20 protein-coding genes are annotated in these 23,702 nt (G+C 57.9%); 8 read left to right on the forward strand and 12 right to left on the reverse strand.

The features are described 5' to 3' along the window. Positions 1-39: 39 nt before the first annotated feature. The 5 genes from RGM3321_RS16345 to RGM3321_RS16365 form a co-directional block, all read right to left on the reverse strand. Positions 40-1,296: a phospholipase D-like domain-containing protein gene (locus tag RGM3321_RS16345; protein ID WP_057457745.1), complete on the reverse strand. Its 1,257-nt coding sequence runs from the start codon at positions 1,294-1,296 to the stop codon at positions 40-42. A gap of 64 nt (positions 1,297-1,360) precedes the next feature. Then, positions 1,361-2,011, reverse strand: coding sequence for a MotA/TolQ/ExbB proton channel family protein (locus RGM3321_RS16350; protein WP_003404753.1), 651 nt, complete (start codon positions 2,009-2,011; stop codon positions 1,361-1,363). 24 nt (positions 2,012-2,035) lie between these two features. Continuing rightward, positions 2,036-4,318, reverse strand: a complete 2,283-nt coding sequence (locus tag RGM3321_RS16355; RefSeq protein ID WP_244393924.1) for a TonB-dependent receptor — start codon at positions 4,316-4,318, stop codon at positions 2,036-2,038. Between the two features lie 20 nt (positions 4,319-4,338). Next, entirely contained in the window at positions 4,339-5,100 is a 762-nt protein-coding gene (locus RGM3321_RS16360; RefSeq protein WP_244393925.1) for an energy transducer TonB, read from the reverse strand. Positions 5,101-5,102: 2 nt separating this feature from the next. Then, positions 5,103-5,510 (reverse strand): biopolymer transporter ExbD, encoded by a 408-nt coding sequence (locus RGM3321_RS16365; RefSeq protein WP_002552107.1) that lies wholly within the window; start codon positions 5,508-5,510, stop codon positions 5,103-5,105. Between the two features lie 188 nt (positions 5,511-5,698). On the opposite strand from RGM3321_RS16365, the gene RGM3321_RS16370 reads away from it, so the two are divergent. The 3 genes from RGM3321_RS16370 (at position 5,699) to ycaC (ending at position 8,611) form a co-directional block, all read left to right on the forward strand. Beyond that, positions 5,699-6,262, forward strand: a complete 564-nt coding sequence (locus RGM3321_RS16370) for a GNAT family protein (protein ID WP_244393928.1) — start codon at positions 5,699-5,701, stop codon at positions 6,260-6,262. Continuing rightward, the gene (locus RGM3321_RS16375; protein ID WP_244393930.1) at positions 6,259-7,830 is read left to right on the forward strand and encodes an alkaline phosphatase D family protein; all 1,572 of its coding nucleotides are present in this window, start codon (positions 6,259-6,261) and stop codon (positions 7,828-7,830) included. Before RGM3321_RS16370 ends, RGM3321_RS16375 begins: the two co-directional genes overlap by 4 nt. 154 nt (positions 7,831-7,984) lie before the next feature. After that, a complete protein-coding gene (gene ycaC, locus RGM3321_RS16380) occupies positions 7,985-8,611 on the forward strand; it encodes an isochorismate family cysteine hydrolase YcaC (protein WP_244393931.1) in 627 nt (208 codons plus the stop codon). Between the two features lie 10 nt (positions 8,612-8,621). Here the strand turns inward: ycaC and RGM3321_RS16385 are convergent, their stop codons facing one another. From RGM3321_RS16385 to RGM3321_RS16395, 3 genes are all read right to left on the reverse strand, one after another. Continuing rightward, positions 8,622-9,482: an SH3 domain-containing protein gene (locus RGM3321_RS16385; RefSeq protein WP_244393932.1), complete on the reverse strand. Its 861-nt coding sequence runs from the start codon at positions 9,480-9,482 to the stop codon at positions 8,622-8,624. A gap of 25 nt (positions 9,483-9,507) precedes the next feature. Beyond that, positions 9,508-10,773, reverse strand: a complete 1,266-nt coding sequence (locus RGM3321_RS16390; protein WP_244393933.1) for a hypothetical protein — start codon at positions 10,771-10,773, stop codon at positions 9,508-9,510. 174 nt (positions 10,774-10,947) lie between these two features. Further along, on the reverse strand, positions 10,948-12,261 hold the full coding sequence (locus RGM3321_RS16395; protein ID WP_279614036.1) for a PAS domain-containing methyl-accepting chemotaxis protein: 1,314 nt from the start codon (positions 12,259-12,261) through the stop codon (positions 10,948-10,950). 260 nt (positions 12,262-12,521) lie between these two features. Here RGM3321_RS16395 and RGM3321_RS16400 point away from each other — a divergent pair, with 260 nt between their 5' ends. Then, positions 12,522-13,481, forward strand: coding sequence for a GDP-mannose 4,6-dehydratase (locus RGM3321_RS16400; protein ID WP_244393963.1), 960 nt, complete (start codon positions 12,522-12,524; stop codon positions 13,479-13,481). 88 nt (positions 13,482-13,569) lie between these two features. Here RGM3321_RS16400 and gmd read toward each other — a convergent pair whose 3' ends face one another. Next, positions 13,570-14,616, reverse strand: coding sequence for a GDP-mannose 4,6-dehydratase (gene gmd, locus RGM3321_RS16405; protein WP_244393936.1), 1,047 nt, complete (start codon positions 14,614-14,616; stop codon positions 13,570-13,572). A 409-nt stretch (positions 14,617-15,025) separates the two neighbouring features. Here gmd and RGM3321_RS16410 point away from each other — a divergent pair, with 409 nt between their 5' ends. Next, complete coding sequence (locus tag RGM3321_RS16410) at positions 15,026-16,219, forward strand: diguanylate cyclase (protein WP_244393938.1); 1,194 nt, start codon at positions 15,026-15,028, stop codon at positions 16,217-16,219. 83 nt (positions 16,220-16,302) lie between these two features. Beyond that, the gene (locus RGM3321_RS16415) at positions 16,303-16,740 is read left to right on the forward strand and encodes a GNAT family N-acetyltransferase (RefSeq protein WP_244393940.1); all 438 of its coding nucleotides are present in this window, start codon (positions 16,303-16,305) and stop codon (positions 16,738-16,740) included. Between the two features lie 8 nt (positions 16,741-16,748). Here the strand turns inward: RGM3321_RS16415 and RGM3321_RS16420 are convergent, their stop codons facing one another. Next, positions 16,749-18,389, reverse strand: coding sequence for a methyl-accepting chemotaxis protein (locus tag RGM3321_RS16420; protein WP_244393942.1), 1,641 nt, complete (start codon positions 18,387-18,389; stop codon positions 16,749-16,751). Between the two features lie 265 nt (positions 18,390-18,654). Here RGM3321_RS16420 and RGM3321_RS16425 point away from each other — a divergent pair, with 265 nt between their 5' ends. Further along, the gene (locus RGM3321_RS16425; protein ID WP_244393944.1) at positions 18,655-20,667 is read left to right on the forward strand and encodes an alkaline phosphatase D family protein; all 2,013 of its coding nucleotides are present in this window, start codon (positions 18,655-18,657) and stop codon (positions 20,665-20,667) included. Between the two features lie 87 nt (positions 20,668-20,754). Next, positions 20,755-21,474, forward strand: a complete 720-nt coding sequence (pcsA, locus tag RGM3321_RS16430) for a phosphatidylcholine synthase (protein ID WP_003433808.1) — start codon at positions 20,755-20,757, stop codon at positions 21,472-21,474. A 66-nt stretch (positions 21,475-21,540) separates the two neighbouring features. Here pcsA and RGM3321_RS16435 read toward each other — a convergent pair whose 3' ends face one another. Both RGM3321_RS16435 and RGM3321_RS16440 read right to left on the reverse strand, forming a co-directional pair. Beyond that, positions 21,541-22,749, reverse strand: a complete 1,209-nt coding sequence (locus RGM3321_RS16435) for a sugar transporter (RefSeq protein WP_244393946.1) — start codon at positions 22,747-22,749, stop codon at positions 21,541-21,543. 418 nt (positions 22,750-23,167) lie between these two features. After that, positions 23,168-23,512 (reverse strand): zinc ribbon domain-containing protein YjdM, encoded by a 345-nt coding sequence (locus RGM3321_RS16440; RefSeq protein WP_032613429.1) that lies wholly within the window; start codon positions 23,510-23,512, stop codon positions 23,168-23,170. Positions 23,513-23,702: the final 190 nt, after the last annotated feature.

Genomic DNA, 23,702 nt, shown 5'->3' on the forward strand with positions numbered 1-23,702 from the left:
GGTGAAAGGCGTCATTGTGGCTGAAGCGGGCGTTGAGACCTAGTGGGGAGCTGCATTCAACTGACCCGGATGCGGTTCCGGGTAGTCGCGATTGATGTCGATGGGTTTGGCGTACGGCCCATCCCAAAGCTGCTCGTGCAGTTGGCCGATGCGCCTGGCCATCGAGCTATCGTGCATCACCACTTCCAGATTGCGCGAGTTGTCGAGGTAGCCGCCCAGCCAGTTGCTGGTGCCTACCCAGGCAACCTGATCATCAATATCCATGGTCTTGCTGTGGATCACGCGTGCATAGGGGATAAAACCCTGCTCGGCCATCGGCAGTGTGACGATGCGCACCTGCACGTTGGGCACCAGGGCCAGACTTTTGAGGTAGGCGACTTCGGGCATGCCGGTGTTCCAGTCGGACACCATGAGTTTTATCGACACACCGCGGGCGGCTGCGCTGCGCAGGGCATTATCGATGACCGCATAGTAAGGCCGGGTTTTGTCGGGCCCGTAGGACAGGGGCGCGTAGTCCAGCAACTGGACACGAACCTCGCTTTTGGCTTGCGCCAGCAAACGCGGCAGTTCGGCCTGGGAGTCGACGACACCTGGCGGGTTATAGCGCTGCGGGCTGGCGATCAGGTAGTTGCCGTCAGGCAATGCGCTATTGATCGGGCGCGGCAACGGCACCGGTTTGCCCTCGGTAATGGCCGCCTGGGCAAGCCAGTCCTGATCGAATATGGCCTGCGTCTGGCTCACGACGGTCGGCTCGTCAATGCGCAGGCCGGTTTCGTGGATGTGCTCCAGTGAGCGCCAATCGAAGTTCTGACTGCCGATGAACGCCTGTCGGCCATCCACGACCAGGAATTTGGCGTGAATGATGCCGCTGCCCGTGAGTTTTGCGTAGGGCAGTACGCGCAAGGTGAGGTTGGGGATCGCGCGCAGTCGCTCAAGGGTCTGCGGGTCGGAAAGTTTCAGACCTTTTTCCTCCAGCAGAAAACGGATCTTCACTCCGCGCTGCCCGGCTGCCGTCAGGCTTTCAAGCACCTTGTCCATGACCGAGCCTGCGTGGTCTGCGACATAGAACTGTTCGATGTCGATACGCTCGCGAGCCCCGTCAAACAGCTCGCGCCAGACCTCGCCGGGTGCTCGCAGGTCAGGCGTCTGCAGGCCAGACCCGACCGGCACGGTGTGTACCAGTTCGAAACCCGGGATGGCGAAGTCTGCCTGCGCGCACGAACTGCCCAGCAGTAACGCTGCGATCACGGCGCGGTAGCTCAGGGACAGTCGACGATATGAAGGGTAAAAGGGCATTGCGAGCCTCATCGCCAGACACAGACAAGATGGCGCATGCCAGAGGCACGCGCCGCTATTTGGATCAAGCCGTCCGGTATTTCGGTTGAGCCGAAACAGCCGGATGCTCGGCCTCGTCATGCACACGTGCTCCGCTGGAAGCGCGGATCAGCAGAATCTTGAGTTGGTCGTTGATGCGTTCCAGGCTGTCCTGAAAGTAGTTGTGAAAGACCACGCAGAACAAGGCAATGGCAATACCCAACCCGGTCGCGAACAGCGCTGTACCGATACCGGCGGAAATCTGCCCGGGATCGGACACCCCGGCACTGGCCAGGGCCTTGAAGGTGTCGATTATGCCCAGAATCGTCCCCAACAAGCCCAACAATGGCGCCGCGGTGGTGATGGTTTCGATCAGCCAGAGGCTGCGGGCCAGCGGCGCGCGCGTGCTCAGGTACTGGGTTTCGATGACGTCATCCAGATCCCTGCGCGAGCCCTGCGCATTTTTTTGCGCAAGCACCGGCAGGACCATTTCCAGTGGCAGGCTGGTCCGGCGCGTCAGCGTCTCCGGCAGGTCCTTTTCACTGTGTACCGAAGCACCGAGTGCCGTTTGCAGGGCCCGCGACTGGCGACGCACGTAAGCGAAGTAGATGCCTCGTTCAATCGCGACAAAGATTGCTATCGCGATGGCGGCGTACATCACATAGAAGGTGATGTCGTGAAGCTGATTCATGTCCATGGCACGGACCTCTGGTCAATGAAATTAGAAATTGGCTTCAAGAGAAACGGTGACGGTACGCTCGACCCCGACGATGTAGGCCGGGTCGCCATCGCGGAAACCGCTGTAAGTGCCCGCGTTGGTTTTGGTGGTGTACACGCCGTCCAGGTATTCCTTGTCGAACAGGTTGTCGACGTTCAGACGCAAGGTGGCGTCCTTGACGATTTTCTTGTCCACCGGAAGGTAGATCCCTGCGCCCAGATTGAAGATGGTGCGCCCCGGAATGCTTTCGTCGTTGGTCAGGTCGCCATACAGCTTGCTGGTGAGCTTGGCGCCAAAGGTCCCGTAATAACTTCCGTCGTCGTAGCCGATGTTGGCGGCCAGCATGTTCTTCGGCACGTTGGTAAATTGCTTGCCACTGGTCGGCAGTTCGATGGCGGTACCGTTATTGAAGACGGTCAGGTCATCTTTCTGTTTGGCGCGGGTGTAGGTGTACGAGGTGTAGTAATTGAAATGGTGCGGCAGCAGGCCACTCCATTCCAGTTCCAGACCGCTGTTGTCGACTGCACCGGCATTGATGTCGGCAAAGTCGCCATTGACGTCTTTTGATGACACCTGACGGTCCTTGAACTGCAGGTAAAACAGTGTGGCCGCCAGCGTCATGTCCTGTTCGGTGTAGCGCCAGCCCAATTCGTGGTTCCAGCTGGTCTCCGGCTTGCTGTCGATGGAGCCGGTGCCCGGGTCATAGAGGACGTAGTTCTGCGGCACGCGCATGTTGCGTGACAGGCTGTAGAACAACTGGTCGCGCTCATCCAGCTGGTATTTGAGGCCGACGTTCGGCAACAGCTTGTTGTAGGTCTGGTCGCGTTTTTCCGGCCGCTCGGTCAGGCTGCCGTGGTTGGTGCCTTCACGTTCGACGTTCATGAAGGCCAGGCCGCCGACCAGCGTCCAGTCCGGGGCGAAATACCAGGTGTCCTGAGCCCAGACTTTTTGTGCAGGCGTCACGGTATAGCGGTCACGGCCCTGGATCTCGTTGCCGTTGGCATCGACCATGTAGTCCGAATCTGGCTGGATGCTTTCAGGCTTGCCATTGCTCTTCAGGCGGATGAAGGGCTGAGTCTGCGACTGGCGCGCGCGTTCATACCAGTAGCCGACTTGTACGCTGTGTTCGTCGTTGACGTCCCAGTTCAACTTGGTGGTGATGCCCGGACGCCAGGTCTGCGTGCGCGACGGCCGGTAATACACGCCAGTGGTCGATGACCCGTCTGCGTTATAAGCCGCCGCCGTCGGCAGGTTGCTCAGGTCGAACACACCGTTCTGATTCGAGCCGCGATTGAGCGCATAGGAAGAACTGTTCACGCCGCTGCCGTTACCCCAGAAATAATACGGGACGACGGAAAGAGACAGATTGTCGGCCAGTTTGAATTGGGTATTGAGCACGCCGGTGAACGTCTGGAACGGGTTCTGCGCCAGCTCGTAGTAGCTGGACAATTTGCCGTTGCTGCCCAGCGCAGGCGTCGAAGGATAAGGGTCAAACTTGCGCCCGTTCTGCTGGAACTGACTCTTGGTGAGCTGGCTGTAGCTGTTGTTGTCCTGCTCGTGGTACTTGAGGATCAGGTTGGCGGTATTGCCCGAGCCCATGTCGAAGAAGCTGTTCCACTCCACCTTGTCGGCACGCACCGCGCCATCGCCGCGCCATTTCTGACCTTCGGTGTGAGACATCGACAGCCAGTTGCTCAGCCCGTTGATTTCTCCGGTATTGAGCCGCGCAAAAGTCTTGTAAGTGCCATTGCTGCCTGCACTTTGTTTGACGAATGCGCCGGTTTCCTTGGTGGGCCGAATAGTGACAATACCGATGTTGCCACCGCTGGAACCGATGTGCGGGCCGTCACTCTCGGCAGAGCCCTGGGTGACGAAGATCTGATCGATGTTTTCCGGGTCGCCCAGCAGGTTGGAATACAGTGCATAGTTACCGGAGTCGTTGATGGGCATGCCATCTACCGACATCCCGACCTGGTCGGAGTTGAGGCCGCGCATGGTAAAGCGAAAGCCCGACAGGCCGGTGGCATCTTCACTGGAGATATTCAGGCCCGGTGTGTACTTGAGCTTATCGATCGCATTCCCGGTCGCGGTCTGCTTGTCGAGCGCCTCCTTGGTTACCGTGGAGCGCGCCTTGATGCTCTCCTCCTGAACCATGTAGCCACCGCCAACCGTCGCCTTCCCTTGTACGCCAATGGTGCCGACGTCACTGGCACTCGAATCAGCCATGGCCATGCCGTGGCTCATGCCAGCGGCGACCAACGCAAGGTGAATTCTGGAAAACTTCATCACTCTGTTCCTTGTCAGTGCTATTGCAAGCTGTAGTTGAAGGTGGCGGTGAAGCGCTGTTCGCTACGCCCGCCGAAGGCTTGTTCGGGAAACGGTTTGACTTGCTTGATGCGTCGCAGACTGTTGGCTGCCGCGCGGTTGAGCAGCATGCTGGAAGCCTGGGTCTGAATGCCGGAGTCCAGCACTCGCCCCTGGCGATCCACCAATAACCACACCACGACTTCGCCGCTCGGACGCTCCAGTGAGGCCTGACGCCCGGTCGGGTACTGTTTGTAGCCATCCAGATCGTTACGCAGCCCTTTGAGGTAGCCGCCTTCAAGGCCCTGCGTGTCTACTTTCGGCTGCGCCGGTGGCTGAGGCGGCGCGACGGCAGCGCTGGCCACAGGCTTACTAGGGGCCTGGACCGGCTCGGCTGGCTTTACTACCGCCGGGGCTGGCTTGGGCACCGGTTCCGGGCGCGGCTTGGGTTCCGGCTTGGGCCTGGGCACGGGCTTGGGGACAGGTTTAGGCACAGGCTTGGGCGGTGGCGGAGCCGGCTCGGCGTCTTCGCTTTCCACCACGGGCGGCGGCGGCGGCGGCTCTTCAGGCTGAACCGGAAGCGGCTCGGGCGGCACCACGGGCTCTGGAGGCTCGGGTTCGATCAACGCCAGCTCCACGGCTGACTCGTCGTAAACCGGCTCTACCTTCAGGGCCCGCGTTTGCACGCCCATCACAATGACGATGAGCGCCACCAGCGCTGGCAGGCCTGCGAGCCACTGACGTACACGAAACAGGACATACATGGTCAGGATTTACGCGTGGCAATGGAAACCGAGGTAAAGCCACCCAGACGCAAGGTGTCCATGATCTCGACCAGACGTGCGACCTCAACGCCCTTGTCACTGTTGACGATAATGGTGGTTTTAGTATCGGGCTTTTCCAGCGCCTTCAAGGCAGGCACCAGAGCCTCGACTGTGGTCGCCTTGCCATCAAGCTGTAATTCGCCGTTGAGGCCCAGGGTCAGGATCGATTTGTTCTGCGGCTTGAGCTGCTGTGAACTGCTGGCGCTCGGCAACTGGGTTTTCATCCCCAGAGCCGGAATCACGTTCAGGCTGACCAGTACGAAAAAAACCAGCAGGAACATCATCACGTCGATCATCGGGATCAGTTCGATGTGCGCCTTGCGTTTTTTAGGTTCGTCCCACGTTCTCATACCATCCGCCCTTCTTGTCAGAGGCCGAGAATCTAGCAACTGAATATGACCGATCAGTTAGGTTTACATGACTGTTACATGGCCTTTGTAAGCACTTTTGATGGCACTAAAATGTTTCTCGCGGCTGTCACACAACCGCCATGGAAACGCGGCAACTCTTGAGTATTCAACTCAACGGAAAACCCGGGATGCGTCTCGATGTACCCAGTATCCGCACCTCACGACTATTGCTCTGCCCGTTGCGAGCCGAACAGGCCCGCGCCTTGTCGCGACTGGCTGACGACCCCGTGATTGCGAGCATGACGGCCACAGTCCCCTCGCCCTATACCCTGGAGCATGCACAGGCATTCATTGCCAATGCACCGGAACAATTTGCCGCTGGACGAACATTGAGCCTGGGGGTTCATAACCAGGAAACCGGGGAGCTGACCGGGGTCGTCTCACTGCGTCTGTCGACCTCGCATCGTAGCGGCAACCTGGGTTACTGGATCGGTGCCGATTACCGAAATCAAGGCTACACCAGCGAGGCAGTGCAGGGTTTGCTGGTGCATGGCTTCACCGTCATGAACCTCAACCGCATCGCCGGTCAGTGCTTTGCCGACAACATGGCCTGCGCCAGGGTGCTGGAGAAGTGCGGACTGTCGTATGAAGGCTGTATGAAAGAGGCATTTTTGAAGAACGGTGTTTTCAAGAACATGTTGCTGTTCGGGCTGTTGCGCTCGCAGTACGAACGATCAGAGGCCGCGCAATGACTGACTTCAATCCGGATCGCCGACGCATCATTACCGGCATGGCCGGTGCCACGCTGCTATCGATCCTCAGCCCGTTTGCCCGCAGCGCGGGTGTCGATTATCCGTTCACGCTGGGCGTGGCATCCGGCGACCCGCTGCCTGACGGCTTCGTGATCTGGACACGCCTGGTGCCACAGGTGATGACAGGCACGGGCGATGGCGGCCTGAAAAAACCCGTCGAAGTACGCTGGAAAATCGCCAGCGATGCAGCGATGACTCGTGTAGTACGTACAGGACAAGCGACCGCCCAACCGCGCTTTGCCCATTCGGTACATGTTGAAGTGAGCGGTTTGCAGCCTGGACGTCCCTATTGGTATCAGTTCGAAGGTCTGGGCGCGCAAAGCGCCGTGGGTCAGGCCTGCACTGCGCCGCAGGCAACCGCCATGGTCTCGGCACGGTTCGGCTTCGTGTCGTGTTCGCATTGGGAGGCGGGATATTTCAGCGCATACAGGCATCTGGCTGCGGAGCGACCTGACATGGTGTTCTTTCTCGGCGACTACATCTATGAAATGAACGTCTCTCCCACAAACATACAGTTCCCGCGCCGCCATGCCACCTCAGACCCGATGGACCTGGCGGGCTATCGCAACCGATACGCGCAGTACAAGACCGACCCGGACCTGCAAGCGCTGCATGCCTGCGCGCCGAGCATCGTCACCTGGGACGATCACGAAGTACAGAATGACTACGCCGCGCAGTGGTCCCAGGACCCGAACGTTCCGGTGGGCAGTTTTCTACGTCGCAGAGCCGCCGCTTATCAGGCGTTTTACGAGCACATGCCCTTGCGCGCCAGCAGCCTGCCCAAAGGATCGGACATGCGTATTTACCGAAACCTGGACTATGGCCGCCTGGCGCGCTTCCATGTGCTCGACGGTCGGCAGTATCGTTCCGAACAGGCGTGCATCCAGGCCAACGGCAGCCGTCGAGGCTACGTAGCGCCCAGCGATTGCCCGGATCTGAGTGACCCGAAACGCACCATGCTCGGCTGGGAACAGGAAGCCTGGCTGGACCGCAGCTTCGCTGAGTCACCTGGACAATGGAATGTCATTGCCCAGGACTTGCTGGTCGCTCCACTGGAACAGCGCAATCTCAAAACGCAGGCGCTGGGCCACTGGACCGACGGCTGGGACGGATACGCGGCGACACGCGAGCGCATGCTGGCATCCCTGCAACGCCACCAGACCCGCAACCCGGTGTTCTGGGGTGGCGGTATCCATTCGTTCTGGACCACCGACCTGCACGCCGAGGCAGGCAATCCGGATTCAGCCATCGTCGCCACCGAATTCGTCGGCACCTCGGTAACCTCCAGCGGACCACCGTTCGACGCCTTCAACAGCATTCTGGGGCTCAACCCCCACGTGAAATTCTTTGACAGCCGCCAGCGTGGCTATGTGGCGGTGGACCTCAGCGAGCAGCAGATGCTGACCCGCTTCCAGGTGGTATCGGATGTGCTCGACCCCGCTGCCAGTGTGTCGACGCTCAAGCGCTTTGCGGTGGAGGCTGGAAAGGCCGGGGCCGTTCCTGGGTAGGCGATTCTTGGGGAGGGCAGCACTTGGGACAGTATTGTCCACTGTGAAGAGACAGTAAAACGCGCGTCAGGCGCTTTTTCCCTTTCCGGTGAGCTACTAATCTGAACCCACGTTGAACGCCACACCTCACCTACCCAGACGAAAGGACTTGACAATGAAGAACGCTCCTTACAGCCGCCTGAACAAAGATGACGCCATCGTGCTGCTGATCGATCATCAGACAGGCCTGATCTCGCTGGTACAGGACTTCTCGCCGAACGAGTTCAAGAATAACGTCATGGCCCTGGCTGACCTGGCCCGCTTCTTCGAACTGCCGACCATCCTCACCACCAGTTTCGAACAAGGCCCCAACGGCCCTCTGGTGCCCGAACTCAAGGCCATGTTCCCCGACGCGCCATACATCGCCCGTCCGGGCCAGATCAACGCCTGGGACAACGAAGATTTTGTAAAAGCGATCAAGGCAACCGGTCGCAAGCAGTTGATCATCGCCGGGGTCGTGACTGATGTGTGCGTGACCTTTCCGACCCTGTCGGCACTGGCTGAAGGCTTTGAAGTGTTCGTGGTCACCGATGCCTCCGGCACCTTCAACACCACGGTTCAACAAGCCGCGTGGTCGCGCATGACGCAGGCAGGTGCGCAACTGATGAACTGGTTCTCGGTGGCCTGTGAGCTGCAGGGTGACTGGCGCAACGATATCGAAGGGCTGGGCAACCTGCTTTCCGAGCGCATCCCGAACTACCGCAACCTGATGAACAGCTATTCGGCGCTAACTGCCCGCTAGAGGCCCTGCTTCAAATCAACTCCCACGTATCATTGGCCTGCCTGCAGAATGTGTTCTCCTGCTTTTCAGTGTTGCCACCGTTGGCTTCCAGGCTTACCGAAAGCGGTCGACAAGTAGTCTCGGCCGCTGTTTTGCCGGAGGGCAAGGAAGAGATTGAGCCCAGATCGAATGCTTCAGTCTCTTTACTGGCCGCTACGTTCATATCATCGAACCTGACTGCAGCAAGCCTCTTTCTGGTGTCGGCATCGGACTGCGTCATCACGTAGTCCTTGTGCACGTAGCCCACGGTCACGCCCTTGCGCCCTACCAGAATCCAGTCACCGGTAGAGCCCACGGCAGTGAATTGCGTATTGCCCGGCAGGCTGCCCACCTTGTCAGCACTCATGTTCGGTGCAGAACGCACATTGAGGGTAGATCGGGTGACATAGGGTTGATTGATCAGCTTCATCGACGGCACGCCCTGGATGCTGGGCGTGCGTTTGACATCAATGGTCCGGACCGCCTTGAACTCCGGGCCTGGCGTGATCCGGGCGCTTGCATTGGAGTGATCGGAACGCCAGATGGCAGTGGGCTGCGCCACAGAGGTTGCGGGCTGACTCAGAATTTCCTGAGTGCGCAGCGCCAGTGCCTGTTTATCTCTGTCGTCGAGCAACTGACCGATGCGGTTACCAATATAGCCGCCGATGCCTGCAACGATCAGCGCGGCTGCGATCTGACCGTTGCCCTTGCCCATCGTTGCACCGACCGCCAGACCGGCAATGCCGCCGATCACAGTACCCGCCTGTTCCTTGCTGATGCCCATCTGCGCGCATCCGGTGACTGAGGTGGCGATGCTTACCGCCAGAATTGATGCGACGAATTTCTTGCGCACGGGGCTTACTCCCTTTTGAAACGTTTCACTCGGCGTTGAGCAGAGGTCTGGTCAAGTTGTACAACATGGCTTCTGCAGACATTGCCCAATGAAAGATACCGGCCATAAGTGTCGGTCCAGCCTCGATGTCCTTGAACGCAGTGCGATAGCCTGGCGATTGAATGATCGCGTTGCCGGCGAGCAGTGGAACCATCACGATCAGAACCACCGATGCTGCTCTGACGGCGAAAAGCCTCTTCTGCATGAAGGCGCGCTGCTCGACGGTGGACAACAGCAGCCCGACGATATTGAGCGCTCCCATGAAAAGACCGCTCAGCAACGACCAAGGTACGAACCACATGTTTTTGAGGACACTCAGGCTCTGTGCGCCATGCACATCAGTGCGCGCAACATCGCTGGCCATGTTGCTGGCGATGCCATTGAGGTACGTGTTGAACTGACTGGGCGTGGCAAGCAGGTCCATTCCCTCTACATAGAGCGGGCCCAGGACCTGACGCGCCATGCCGCGCACCTGCGCAGTGTTGGCCATCGCCTGACGGCTACGCAGGCCTGAAGGCATCGCCAACGCGTAGTCTTCGGCGCTCGGCGGGTCCTGTTGCAGAGCTGCGTTCGGGAGGGCAAGCGGTTTGCGTTTATTGCCAGCTACGCCGGAGCGCCGCAAGGCTTCTACCTTTGCATACTCTCGGGCGATATCGTCAAAGACCGGGATGACTTCCGCTTGCAAACGGCTGTAGAGCCTATCGGCATTGCGTCGGGTATAGCCCTTGAAAACGGTTTGGGCGAAGCCCTGAAAATTGTGGCCAATCTGCTCGACATACGAGCCCTGAACACTCATGAGTACGCCAAGGTTGGCGATGAATGCCTTGCCCTCGCCCTTGTCGCGATATTCCTGATAGGGAATGCCGGGTATCTGCACCGAATCGTAGAGCAGGCCTTTTTTTGTCACGTAGGCGTAAAGGCTGTAAACCCGGAGATCGGCTGGAAACGCTTCAGCAATCGCGTCCGGGACCACACCCTGAACCCACCAGGTCAGCGGGGCCAGTACCACGGTACTGAGCAGGATGGAGCGCATGAGATGCTGCTGATATCCCAATTTTCCATGGGCCCAGATACACACGCGCCAGGCGGCCAGGCACACGCTCACTGCGGCAAGGCTCTGCCCGTATATTTCCAGCGCCTGCAGGTTTTTGAGGGGAATATCGGCGCCGGCCTTGTTCAACAACTCTGCGTTGAACAACAAGCCACCGAGCAGGCAAAGGGCATTGAGAACCGTAAGTACAGCAAGCAGCATCCAACCAATCCTTGTCAGAGTGGAACCAGTGGTTCACAACACATGAGTGCGAATGTGACCACCGACCAACTGCGGCGCATTCTGCCTGCCGTCCCAAAATGATGCCAGAGCTATCAGGTGCTGCCGGTCTTCAGTGCCCTGCAACACCTGAAACACCGCCAGTGACATCAGGCGCTACTTCAACTGATTGGCAAACCGCCCCACCGCACCCACCACCTGTTTGGCGCCCTCCTGAATCTCGACGATCACCGCGCCTGCCTCGTTGGCCAGTGCCAGCCCCTGTTCCGCCTGAGTGCGGCTGTTGGCCATGCCGCGCACGGCCTCGTCGGCCAGCGCCTGGTTCTGCTGCACAACGTTAACGATTTCTTCGGTCGCTGCACTGGTGCGACCGGCCAGTTGGCGGACTTCATCGGCGACCACCGCAAAGCCCCTGCCCTGCTCACCGGCACGCGCGGCCTCGATGGCTGCGTTGAGTGCCAGCAGATTGGTCTGCTGGGCGATGCCGCCGATGGTCTGCACAATGGAGCTGATCAACAGGGACTGCTTGCCCAGTGCTTCGATGCCCGACGACGCCGACTGCATCTCTTCGGATATCTTGCGCATGGTCTGCACAGTGTTCTGCACCACATCCGCGCCACGCTGGGCGCTGACGTCGGTCTGCTGGGAGATTTCGAACGCCACGCTGGCCGCCTGACTGACTTCATCTTCGCGGGCCACCTGATCGGTCACCAGCGTGGCGAACTTGACGATCTTGTAGAGCTTGCCCTGAGCATCGTGGACCGGATTGTAAGTGGCCTCCAGCCAGACCTCACGCCCGCTGCTGTCGATACGTTTGAAGCGCCCAGCGACGAACTCGCCGCGGTTGAGCATCGCCCAGAACTCCCGGTACGGAGCCAGTGAAGTTTCAACCGGATCACAGAACATGCGGTGGTGCTTGCCCTTGATCTGCGCCAGGTTGTAACCCATACCCCGCAGAAACTGATCATTGGCCGTGAGCACATGGCCGCCGAGATCGAACTCGATCACAGCGGTTGAGCGCAGCAATGCCTGAATGAACGCAGAGTTCTCGGCAGCGGTCTCGACGGTCTGGGTGATATCCGAACCGTAGCATTGCAACGTCATCAGCTTGCCCTGGTCATCCAGAACCGGCTGCCACATGGCGCGAACCCACACCAGGCTGCCGTCGGCATGCAGAAAACGGTAGTTGTCGATCACCGACTCGCCTTTCTGCACCGCCAGCTTGAGGTTACGGTAGCAATCGAGTTGTTTGACGTAGGTCGGCACCATCTGGTCCAGATCCTTGCCCTGCAACTGCTCGGCGGTGTAACCGAGAGCCCTGAGGAAGTTGTCATTGGCATGGGCAATGCGATTGCTGGCGTCCAGACTCAACGACACCATGCGCGCGTCCATCCCTTTCTGCATTTGCCGATACATCGATAATTCGGCGTGTTGTGCCTGTAATTCCTTTTTCAAGCGAGTGTTGAACATGACGGCACCAGTAGTGGGTTGTACGTATGTATCGGCGTAAGCGTAGACGGGATTAAGGCGTTTCGTCTGATGATGGCAGATTGAACTGATGTGGGTTGCCCGCATGACCGGAGCCTGCAATTGCAGAACCTTGAATGGGCAGGCTGATGACGAATGTGCAAGGCGAAACAAAATGCAGGTGCCATAGGTCACAACGGATTGACCAGCTATTGCCTGCTAGACTCACTTGCTTGCAGCAACGCCATTAAGGACCCTCAATGATGCGACGCATTCTGATCACCGGTGCAAACGGTTTCGTCGGGCAGATGCTGTGCCGTGCGCTGCAGCACGCCGGGCACCATGTTATTGCATTGGTGAGCCCTGACTCTCCCCGCTCCGCTTATGCGGCTGAATCGCTGCATTGTGACATTCGCGATGCCGCTGGCCTTGAGCAAGTGGTGTCTCAGGCAAATCCCACTCACGTTGTGCATTTGGCGGCTATTACGCATGTGCCTACCAGTTTCCAGGACCCTCTGGCCACCTGGCAAACCAACGTCATGGGCAGCGTAAACCTTCTACAGGCATTGCAACGCAAGGCCCCTCAGGCATTTGTGTTGTTTGTCAGCTCATCGGAAGTTTACGGCGAGGCATTCAAGCAGGGTATTGCGCTCGACGAAAACAGTGTCTGCAAACCCATGAACCCCTATGCCGCCAGCAAACTTGCTGCCGAAGCGGCCTTTCATGAATACTTTCGTCGTGGCCAGAACGGCATTGTCGTACGTCCGTTCAATCACATTGGCGCCAGGCAATCGGCTGACTTCGCGACCGCGTCATTTGCTCGTCAGATCGCCTTGATAGAAGCAGGCAAGCAAGCACCACAGTTGAAAGTCGGCAACTTGCAAGCGGCGCGAGACTTTCTCGATGTGCGTGATGTGTGCAATGCCTACGTCGCCCTGCTGGACATGGACACCAGGCAGGAAGCCTATCCTCAATGCCTGAACATCTGTAGCGGCGAACCCGTCCGTATCGAGGCAATACTGAGTCAGCTCATGGCACTGAGCTCAGAGAGGATCGATGTGATAAACGATCCCGAACGAATGCGCTTATCTGACATCCCCTGCGCGTTCGGTGATAACTCCGCTATCCAGAAAGTCACTGGCTGGACGCCCACCACAACGCTGCAGTCTACACTCACAACACTGCTGGATTACTGGCGTGATGAGGTAGCTGCAAAGGCTTGAGCTACCGGTTTTTATGCGTGAGGGGCGTTGCGATCAACAACGCCTGAAACACCCACTCTACACCTACTAGAGTATGAAAGAGGGACGCTTAAAACGATGTTCCCTGCTGGTTACGCTTCAGATCGGCATCCACCATCAACCGGCATAGCTGCTCGAGACTAGTGTTCGCTTCCCACCCAAGCACCTTCCTGGCTTTTTCAGGGTTGCCGATAAGCAGCTCCACTTCAGAGGGGCGATAGAATCTTGGGTTGACTTGAACAAGGGCTTTGCCCGTGGCCGCATCAATGCCCTTTTCGTTTTCTGCGCTACCTTTCCACTCCAGGTCAATATCGACAGCCTTGAAGGCCATTGCCACAAAGTCTCGAACGGTTTCGGATCGATGGGTCGCCAGTACGAATGAGTCGGGCTCATCAGCTTGCAGCATGCGCCACATGCCTTCGACATACTCCTTGGCAAAACCCCAGTCACGTCTGGCATCCAGATTTCCTAACTCCAGAAGTTGTGACATACCCAGTGAAATACGTGCGGCAGAATCGGTAATTTTGCGGGTGACAAACTCTTTTCCCCGCAGAGGGGACTCGTGATTGAACAGAATGCCGCTGGCACCGAAGATCCCATACGACTCCCGATAGTTGATCGTCATCCAGTGCGCGTAAAGCTTGGCCACACCATAAGGACTGCGAGGATAGAACGAGGTGCTTTCGACCTGTGGGACTTCTTGCACCTTGCCGAACATTTCAGAAGTGGACGCCTGATAAAAGCGTATTTTCGGGTTCACTATGCGTATCGCTTCAAGCAGGTTGACTGCGCCCAGGCCGGTAATTTCAGCAGTCGTTATCGGCTGGTCGAAGGAAACACCAACAAAGCTCTGCGCCGCCAGATTGTAAATCTGGGTGGGCTCGGCTTTTTGCAGCAAGCGAATGCTGGCACTCAAGTCAGTCAGGTCATGCTCAACCAGATGCAAATTCGGATGGCTGGCCACGCCAAGTTCTTCAAGACGCCAGAAGTTGACCGAGCTGGTGCGGCGGTAGGTGCCGTAAACCGTATAACCTTTTTCCAGCAGCAACTGAGTCAGGTAAGCGCCATCCTGGCCAGTGATACCCGTGATAATTACAGATTCTCTAGGTGCATTCATAAATAGGGGATTCCGGTCCGGGCTGACGCGACTTCATTCATTATGCCGAGGTACATTCGGGACGCTCGGCACGCTCGCTTCGAAGGCAACCCACAGCGTTTGAGTCGAAGCATATGATCACTATAGATGCGGAATCTGATGTGCAAGCAGTCATTTCAAGAGTCTCTGTTTGCGAGCTGCTCCGAACAAATATCAGAACAGAATAAGTAAGCCGTGCGGTTTACCGCTCTCACCGTGCGATTACCCTAGCGCAGATGACCAAAAGGAGAACAGCAGTCGTCCTGACGCCTTGCCGGAAAGTCGACAGGAACCGCCGGTCGACTTCAGGACCCACACACCACACACTGATAGCACTAGGACATCATTCATGATGTCCTAGTATCTCTCGATGTTAATGTTCCGGTGTCACATGCTCGTTTCCGCTCTTGAACGCCCCAGCCCTGAAGATGCACAACTCCTCGCGGAGGTTGAGCAGACGATTACTTCGGGTGTGGGTGCGTTGCGCTTCAGCCGTGTGCTTGAGCGACGCTACCAGGCGGAAACCAGGCCACAGCGGCGTGAATTCCTGACGGCAGTGGGGATTGGTGGCAGCCTGGTCTACAACCTGTTTCTGATCAGTGACTGGTTGATTCTGCGGGATGTGTTTGTCTACGTGGCGCTGGGGCGTCTGTGCCTGATCACGCCGATGTTTATTGTGCTGTTAGTGCTGGCGCAACGCTTTTCTACCCGCTGGGCAATGGAAACGACCGCTGGAGTCGCGACGGTACTGTGCTCGCTCATGCCCATGCTGGTGATGATTCACAGCCAGAGCCCGTATCAAATCTTTTATCAACTGGGCATGCTGTTGATCATGGTCTATTGCACCATGATCCAGCAATTGCCTCTTCGCCATGCAGCCGCCGCGATGTCATGCATGCTGATCATCCAGCTGGTGACAACCTACATTGCCAATTTCGCGAACTTTGTGATCTGGCAGGCCAATGCAGTGCTGTTCGTCTCCACGGTAGCGCTGCTGTTGATGGCTTCGTATTTTCTGGAGCGCGCCAGCCGCATGAGCTACCTGTTCGCGCTTCGCGGACGCCTGCTGCAAGTGCAGTTGATGGAGTTCGCACGCACCGATGGTTTGACCCGCCTGTTCAATCGACGCTATCAGGACGAAGTGATGACCTCGGTCTGGGAACGCGCGCGCAAAAAACCGGCGAATGTGGCCATCATCCTGCTGGACATCGATCACTTCAAATCCTACAACGACAACTATGGGCACCCACAAGGTGATACCTGCCTCAAGTTGCTCTGTCAGAAAATCCAGCAAAGCGCACATGAAAACGGTGCCGTGGCGTTTCGCTTCGGCGGTGAAGAGGTTCTGGTTCTGATGAATGGCAATGCTGGACAGGCCAGAGAAATGGCCGACGCCCTGCAGGCCGCTGTCGCGGCGCTCAAGCTGCCGCACCCGGTGCTGGGCGAAAGCGCGTTCGTGACTGTCAGCCTGGGGGTCGCTTGCGCAACCGCGCCGCAGACCACTGCCGACCACCTGATCAGCGCTGCCGACAATGCCCTCTACGCCGCTAAACGCGCCGGGCGTAACTGCGTGTGCTTTGCGTGAAATAACGCTTTGCAGGGCCTGGCTTTACCCCACATCCTTGCCGCCTTAAGCTCGTCGCGCAAACCAAGGCCAGGAGCCAGCGCATGAGCGTTCACATTGACGTCAATAGCAATCCTACAGAAGAAGATCGCCTGGCGATTCTGGAACCCCTCAAGCGCTTTAACGCCGAGCAGGCGGGTGACGGCAAGGCCGAGAAGGTGGCAATGTTCATTCGCGATGATCAGACCCGGGAAATTCTCGGTGGCCTGCACGCACGCATTCTTTATCAATGGTTGTTCATTGAGCTGCTGGTGGTGCCGGAGCAAACCCGGGGGCAAGGTATGGGCTCGCGTTTGATGCAGATGGCTGAGGACCTTGCGGTCGAGAAAGGCTGTGTAGGGATCTGGCTGGACACTTTCGACTTCCAGGCGCCCGGGTTCTATCGTCGCCACGGTTACACCGAGTTTGGCCAGATCGACGATTATCCGCCCGGCAACAAGCGCTTCTTTTTCCAGAAGCGCCTGCCGTCTACAACGTCCTGACGCCTGCGTCAGACTTTGAACCTGCCTACCAGGTTGTTGAAGGAAATCGCCAGACGAGACAGCTCCTGACTGGAAGCGCTGGTCTGGTGAGCGCCGGCAGCGGTCTGGGTGGAAAGGTCCTGAATATTGACCAGGTTGCGATCCACCTCGCGCGCAACGTGAGACTGCTCTTCGGACGCCGTAGCAATCAGCATGTTGCGATCATTGATCTCGGCAATGCTCTGCGCAATGCGCTCCAGCGACTGGCCAGTGGCCTGAGCCAGGGATTGAGTATTGCTGGCAAGGGTGCGGCTGTTGCCCATGGCTCGCACAGCCTGATCGGCACTGGCCTGAACGCTGCCGATCATGGTTTCGATTTCACCGGTGGACGCCTGGGTACGAGCAGCCAGGGCACGCACTTCATCGGCCACCACGGCAAAGCCGCGGCCTTGCTCGCCTGCACGCGCTGCCTCGATAGCGGCGTTGAGGGCCAGCAGGTTGGTCTGTTCGGCAATACCTCGGATCACGTCCAACACCTGACCAATCTCGCGAACACGCCCGGCAAGCTCTTCGACCATCGAAGTAGAACTGCTGATCTCGGCGCTGACGTTGTTGATCGCACTGACCGCCTCACGAGCCTGATCACGTCCGGTAGCCGCTTCGGTACTGGTTCGCTTTGAAGCATCAGAGGTAGACATCGCGTTACGCGCCACTTCCTCGACGGCAGCCGTCATCTCGGTAACAGCCGTGGCAGCCAACTGGATTTCGTCGTTCTGCCGCGTCAGGCCACGGCTACCCTCTTCGGTAACGGCATTAAGCTCTTCAGCAGCTGAAGCAAGCTGATCAGCGGCGCTGGAAATCTGCCCGATGGTGCTTTTCAGGCTGGTCTGCATGTCACTCAGCGCGGCGAGCATAAGGCCAGCTTCGTCACGACGGGTGCTGACAATCGGCTGGGTCAGATCACCACCCGCGATGCGCTGTGCACTGGCAAGCGCAGAGGAAATGGGTGAGCTGATGACACGACTGATAAACAGCGCCAAAACAAACGCAGCGACGAAGGCAACGCCGATACCCAGGTACAGATTGAGGTTGGCTGAGGACTCGGTCTTTTCAGCGGCGACTGCACCTTCGCCTATCTGACGGTTGTTGGAGCCGACCATGATGTTCAGTTCGTCCATCACCGTCAGGTAGGCTTTGCGAACGTCACCCTCGACCAGCGCGCTGGCCGCTGCCACATCTCCGGAAAAAGCCACGGTCACAGCACGATCGACCAGTGCCTGATAGACGGGCCAGTCCTTGTCCATCTGATCGCCCGCAGCGCGCTCGTCATCTTCAAGCGGCGTTGCGCGATAGGTGGCATAGGCCTTTTCTGCTTCCGCCCGATTATTTTTAAGGCTGGCGAGAATTTCATCCTTGGCGCTTTGCGGTGCATTGGCAGCGGCTACCGAAAGCAGGCGATACACATCACGGTTCTGCTCGACCACATTGGTGGTCGCCTCGTTGGTTTTCGACACCGATACCAGGTTATTGGAGAACGCAAGTTTCAGGTTAGTGGCGAGTTCACCAATCCCCCGGCTCGCAACCATGCCCACCGCGAGGGTAATGACCGCGCAGAGTGCGAATGAAACAAACAGTTTGGTGGATAGCTTGGCGTTATAGAACCAGTTCATGGAAAGATCTCTAGTTTGAACAGCTGGCTGAGGCTGAGCAGCGATGCACGGGAACCGGCAACTTCAGGCTCTGTATGAAAGTGGCTATCGGCAACATTGCATACCACTGAAGGGGCATTCATCCGATTTGGCGCTCGATGCTCCAACTCTCTGGTGCAATGCTTTGAAACAGGCTGGGGACCACGGTGCATCTGTGTAACAAGAACTTTCCACACTGACTGCGTTAGTATTTCCCGCCTACGATCAGTCAGAGTCTTGAATCAGGATGCCGTCTTCGCCCGCCGAACAACCTGCTCCGTTACCGTCCATCCTCGCCGGCCCGCTGTTACGCCGTCAGGAAGCCGGCCGCCTGGTGTTATGGCTGGTGGGCTCGCGCCCGCTCAACCTCACGTTGCGTCTGCGCCATGACGCCGATAATGCCGCGCGCGGTTTTACCGATCATTCACTGACTGGCCAGCGATGTCAGGTCATCGCGGTGGGTCGCCACGCATTCATTCATCTGATCGACCTGCAACTGGAGGCCAAGCTGCCCCTGGACACCTGGATTGATTACGACCTGTTGGTAGATGGCGAACCGGGCGGTATCGCCGAGTGGGCGCCGCACCTGCTGTACGACGGTGCCCGTTATCCGAATTTCGTGGTGCGCAGCAGCATTGATCAGCTCTTGCATGGCTCGTGCCGCAAGCCACACCACAGCGCGGCCGATGGACTGCTCTGCGTGGATCGCCTGTTGGTCGGCACCGAAGACCCGTTGCAACGCCCTGCGCTGTTGATGATGAGCGGCGATCAGATCTACGCCGACGATGTCGCCGGGCCTATGTTGCGCGCCATTCATGTGCTGATCGAACGGCTGGGGTTGTTCGATGAGCAACTCGACGGTGCAGTAGTCGATGACAGCACCAGCCTTTATGCGCACCCGGCCAGCTATTACCAGCGTGCCGACCTGCTGCCCGCTCTGAAAAGCAATGACACGCTGCGTGAGCGGTTCTTTGGTGGCACCAGCAAGCCGGTATTTACCAGCAGCACTGCGGATAACCATCTGGTCACTCTGGCAGAAGTGGTGGCGATGTACCTGCTGGTCTGGTCGCCCACGCCCTGGACCCTGATCGAACCCGGCACGCCGCATCTGGAGGCCGACGAAGTCGAGCGTTATGCCAGAGAGCAGCAACTGGTCGAGGATTTCACTGCGGGGCTTGAAGGCGTGGCGCGTGCGATGGCTCACCTGCCGTGCATGATGATTTTTGACGACCATGACATCACCGATGACTGGAACCTGTCGGCAAACTGGGAGGAAACCGCGTACGGCCATCCTTTCTCGAAACGCATCATCGGCAATGCCCTGCTCGCCTATCTGCTCTGTCAGGGCTGGGGCAACAATCCCGACGCACTCAATGACCTGGTCCGGCAGGCACATGAACTGAGTGCAGCGGCTGTGCGCAAGGATAACTGGCTGGACAGCCCGGCCCAGGACGCGCTGATCGATCAATTGCTGAAGTTTCAACAGTGGCATTACGTTCTGCCAACCAGCCCGGCGCTGGTGGTACTGGATACGCGCACCCGGCGCTGGCGCAGCGAATCCAATTTCAATCACCCGTCCGGCCTGCTGGACTGGGAAGCACTCAGTGAACTGCAACAGGAGCTGATCGATCACAAATCGGCGATTATCGTGTCAGCTGCCCCCGTGTTCGGCGTCAAGTTAATTGAGGCGATACAGCGTGTCTTCAGTTGGTGCGGCTATCCGTTGCTGGTCGACGCGGAAAACTGGATGGCGCATCGTGGCGCAGCCAACGTTATTCTGAACATCTTTCGCCACTCCAGAACTCCGGGCAACTACGTGATTCTGTCAGGTGATGTGCATTACTCGTTCGTCTACGAAATCCTGATCCGTCAACGCAGTGGCGGGCCTCACATCTGGCAAATCACCAGCAGTGGCATCAAGAATGAATTTCCCCGTCGTCTGCTGGACACTTTTGATCGACTGAATCGCTGGTTATACTCTCCCCGCTCACCTCTTAACTGGTTCACCAAGCGCCGCCTGATGAAGGTTGTTCCGCGCACGCCCGAGCACAGCAAGGCCGGTGAACGCTTATGGAACTCGGCAGGTGTCGGTCAGGTAATGTTCAATGAACAAGGCCAGCCCACCCTGATCAACCAACTCAATGCCAACGGTGACGCGCCTACCTGTTTCGTCGAACCGCAAGACTATAGAGACGAACGGTCTGACACAGATCGCGGTTTTCTGGAAAGCAACCGGGAAACAAGGGATAGTCACCGCTAAACTTATCGGCAATTGCCGGGTCGATAGTTGCTACCGGTCAGGTTTGCGGCACACCCTGGCAAGCATTATTTCCTGGAGAGCGCCCCCGTGATAACCAATCAACGCATAGCCAGACTCAACGCCTGGGGCGCGCATGGCTTCACCGCCACAGGCGTCGTCCTTGCGTTCCTGGCTACCATTGCACTATTCAACAACGAACCCAAAGCCTGCCTGCTGTGGCTGGGCGCTGCCCTGATCGTGGATGGCGTAGACGGCTCACTGGCTCGCAAGGTCAATACCACGTCGGTACTGCCGCACTTCGATGGCTCGGTGCTGGACCTGGTCATCGACTATCTGACCTACGTGTTCATTCCGGCACTGTTCATCTATCGCTACATACCGGTGCCGGATTACACGTTGCTGCTCAGCGTATCGGTGATTCTGGTGTCGTCGCTGTTCTGCTTCTGCAACGTCGACATGAAAAGCAAGGACAACTACTTTCAGGGCTTTCCCGCCGCATGGAACGTAGTCGCCCTGTGCCTCTACATTCTGTCGCCCGCGCCGTGGCTGACGTTCATCACCATCATCGCCCTGGCATTGCTGACCCTGACCCGCATGAAGTTCCTGCACCCGTTCCGCGTGCGTCGTTTCATGCCGATCAACATCGCAGTCACCACCGTGTGGTTGTTGTCCAGCGCGCTGCTGATCATCAACCACCCGCACAATGGCCCTGTGGTCATGGGCCTGTGGCTGGCGATGTCGGCGTATTTTCTCGGAATTTGTATCTGGAGAACGTCGCTGGAATGGCTGGGCCGGCTTAAAGCCTGACGCCGAGGCCAGAACAAAAAGCTCGCTGATCGCCTTGCACGGTCAGCGAGCTTTTTTATGCGTGCTCTATTTACTCTCGGCCTGCACCTCGGCAGCAGGCGGGATTTTGCCGAAGTGGTACGTTGTAAAGCAGCAAAGCCCCAACCCGCCAAGGGCCAACAGGCCACCGACAATGCCGACATCCGCCACCCCAAGCTGACTGCTGACCACGCTGCCCAGCAGCGCACCGCCACCAATACCGATATTGAAGATGCCCGAGAACAGCGCCATCGCCACGTCGGTCGCATCCGGTGCCAGCGAGAGCACGCGCGCCTGCAAGGTCAACCCGAAACACATGATTGCCATGCCCCAGATCACGGTCAGCGTCCCGAGCGCTGTCGCGTCACCTGAGAGCGGCAACAGCATGAGCAGACACAGGGCAAGCGTGCCGATGGCGGTAATCAACAGGCCGTTTGGAAAACGATCGCTGAACAGACTGAACACGATAGAGCCCATGATCCCTGCACCACCGAAGACCAGCAGCAATACAGTGGTCATTTCACCACTGAGCCGGGACACGGTCTGCGTGAAGGGCTCAATGTAGCTGTAAGCCGTGAAATGGGCCGTTACCACTATCGCGGTCAGGATGTAGATGGCCATCAGACGCGGACGCTTGAACAGGATCGGCAGGCTGCGCAGTGAGCCGGAGTTCTGACTGGGCAACAACGGCAGACTGCGGGCGACCAGAAAGACCACCAGCGCAGCGACCCCGGCGATACCCAGGAACGTAGTGCGCCAGCCCAGCGCCTCGCCCAGCACGCGCCCCAGCGGAATGCCCAGCACCATCGCCAGCGATGTACCGGTCGCCAGCAAGCCGAGCGCTTGAACCTGTTTGCCGGGCGGAGCGATGCGCACAGCCAGAGACGCCGTGACTGACCAGAACACCGCGTGCGCGAACGCGATGCCGACACGACTCACCAACAGAATCGCGAAACTGGGGGCCATTGCGGAAACAATATGACTGACCACAAACAGGCCAAACACAAACATCAGCAGCTTGCGCCGCTCGATATTGCGCGTGGCCAGCATCATCGGCAGTGACATCAGCGACACGACCCAGGCATAGATCGTCAGCATCAGGCCGACCTGCGCTGTCGTCATGTCAAAGCTCTGGCCGATATTACTCAGCAGGCCGATTGGCACGAATTCAGTGGTATTGAAGATGAAAGCGGCCAGCGCCAGCGCGAGTACGCCAAGCCAGCTACCGGTGTGTTCTTCAGGAGGTGTGATTATCAAGAATGTACAACGCTCTAAAAATGTTACGACCCGATGGCCGACCACCATGCATCAACAACACACATGGCACCTGTAAGGAAAACCACGGCTCGCCCCACTGAAAAATCAACGCAAAAACGCTCCGCTCGACAGTCATGACCGGGCGCAGTGTGAAAAGTAGATTATTGTGGATATGGGGATACAGCCAGATACAACGAATTCTACGGACCACTCCGGTGGATCACAACCCGTCCACCGGTATCAGTCTTTACAAGTGACCACCGGTGATCACTTGCGCGGTGCTATCAACCCGGCATTCGCCTGTTCGGCAAGAGAAGCGCATCTGTTGCGACAGGCCGAAGCCATGACCTGCCGATAAGGTAAACGCCCCACCAGTCGAGACCGGCGAGGCGTTCAGGTCAGCAATTAGCCGGCTGAATCAAACCTTGCGAACGAACTCGGACTTCAACTTCATTGCGCCAATGCCGTCGATCTTGCAGTCGATATCGTGATCGCCATCGACCAGACGGATATTCTTGACCTTGGTACCGACCTTGACCACCAACGAAGAGCCTTTGACCTTCAGGTCCTTGATCACGGTAATGGTATCGCCGTCCTGCAGCACATTTCCCGTGGAGTCCTTGATGACTTTCACGTCGTCGGCTGCATCGGCGCCAGCAGCATCTGCAGACCATTCATGGGCGCATTCCGGGCAGATCAGCAGGCTGCCGTCTTCGTAGGTGTATTCGGAATTGCATTTCGGGCAGGACGGTAAGCTCACAATGGTTCTCGCATCGAGGAGGGTAAAACCATGCATTATAAAGGGCTTTTCCTGTTTCAGGTGGGAAGAGACTTATCTGTCGTCATAAACCGGCTTCCGACATTGGACAGAAGCGAATACCTGAACTAAAAAATACACCACTCTCTCCTGCAATTCCCTTCTGGTCCTTCATCCCCGACGCCTGCTCCTCGCG

Origin of the sequence: Pseudomonas sp. RGM 3321 (genome assembly GCF_022836805.1) — a bacterium.
GTDB lineage: Bacteria > Pseudomonadota > Gammaproteobacteria > Pseudomonadales > Pseudomonadaceae > Aquipseudomonas.

Excerpts from the sequence above, each read along its gene's own strand:
- RGM3321_RS16345 (WP_057457745.1), bottom strand. The coding sequence starts at position 1,296 with ATGCCCTTTTACCCTTCATATCGTCGACTGTCCCTGAGCTACCGCGCC.
- RGM3321_RS16350 (WP_003404753.1), bottom strand. The coding sequence starts at position 2,011 with ATGGACATGAATCAGCTTCACGACATCACCTTCTATGTGATGTACGCC.
- RGM3321_RS16355 (WP_244393924.1), bottom strand. The coding sequence starts at position 4,318 with ATGAAGTTTTCCAGAATTCACCTTGCGTTGGTCGCCGCTGGCATGAGC.
- RGM3321_RS16360 (WP_244393925.1), bottom strand. The coding sequence starts at position 5,100 with ATGTATGTCCTGTTTCGTGTACGTCAGTGGCTCGCAGGCCTGCCAGCG.
- RGM3321_RS16365 (WP_002552107.1), bottom strand. The coding sequence starts at position 5,510 with ATGAGAACGTGGGACGAACCTAAAAAACGCAAGGCGCACATCGAACTG.
- RGM3321_RS16370 (WP_244393928.1), top strand. The coding sequence starts at position 5,699 with ATGCGTCTCGATGTACCCAGTATCCGCACCTCACGACTATTGCTCTGC.
- RGM3321_RS16375 (WP_244393930.1), top strand. The coding sequence starts at position 6,259 with ATGACTGACTTCAATCCGGATCGCCGACGCATCATTACCGGCATGGCC.
- ycaC (WP_244393931.1), top strand. The coding sequence starts at position 7,985 with ATGAAGAACGCTCCTTACAGCCGCCTGAACAAAGATGACGCCATCGTG.
- RGM3321_RS16390 (WP_244393933.1), bottom strand. The coding sequence starts at position 10,773 with ATGCTGCTTGCTGTACTTACGGTTCTCAATGCCCTTTGCCTGCTCGGT.
- RGM3321_RS16395 (WP_279614036.1), bottom strand. The coding sequence starts at position 12,261 with ATGTTCAACACTCGCTTGAAAAAGGAATTACAGGCACAACACGCCGAA.
- RGM3321_RS16400 (WP_244393963.1), top strand. The coding sequence starts at position 12,522 with ATGCGACGCATTCTGATCACCGGTGCAAACGGTTTCGTCGGGCAGATG.
- gmd (WP_244393936.1), bottom strand. The coding sequence starts at position 14,616 with ATGAATGCACCTAGAGAATCTGTAATTATCACGGGTATCACTGGCCAG.
- RGM3321_RS16410 (WP_244393938.1), top strand. The coding sequence starts at position 15,026 with ATGCTCGTTTCCGCTCTTGAACGCCCCAGCCCTGAAGATGCACAACTC.
- RGM3321_RS16415 (WP_244393940.1), top strand. The coding sequence starts at position 16,303 with ATGAGCGTTCACATTGACGTCAATAGCAATCCTACAGAAGAAGATCGC.
- RGM3321_RS16420 (WP_244393942.1), bottom strand. The coding sequence starts at position 18,389 with ATGAACTGGTTCTATAACGCCAAGCTATCCACCAAACTGTTTGTTTCA.
- RGM3321_RS16425 (WP_244393944.1), top strand. The coding sequence starts at position 18,655 with ATGCCGTCTTCGCCCGCCGAACAACCTGCTCCGTTACCGTCCATCCTC.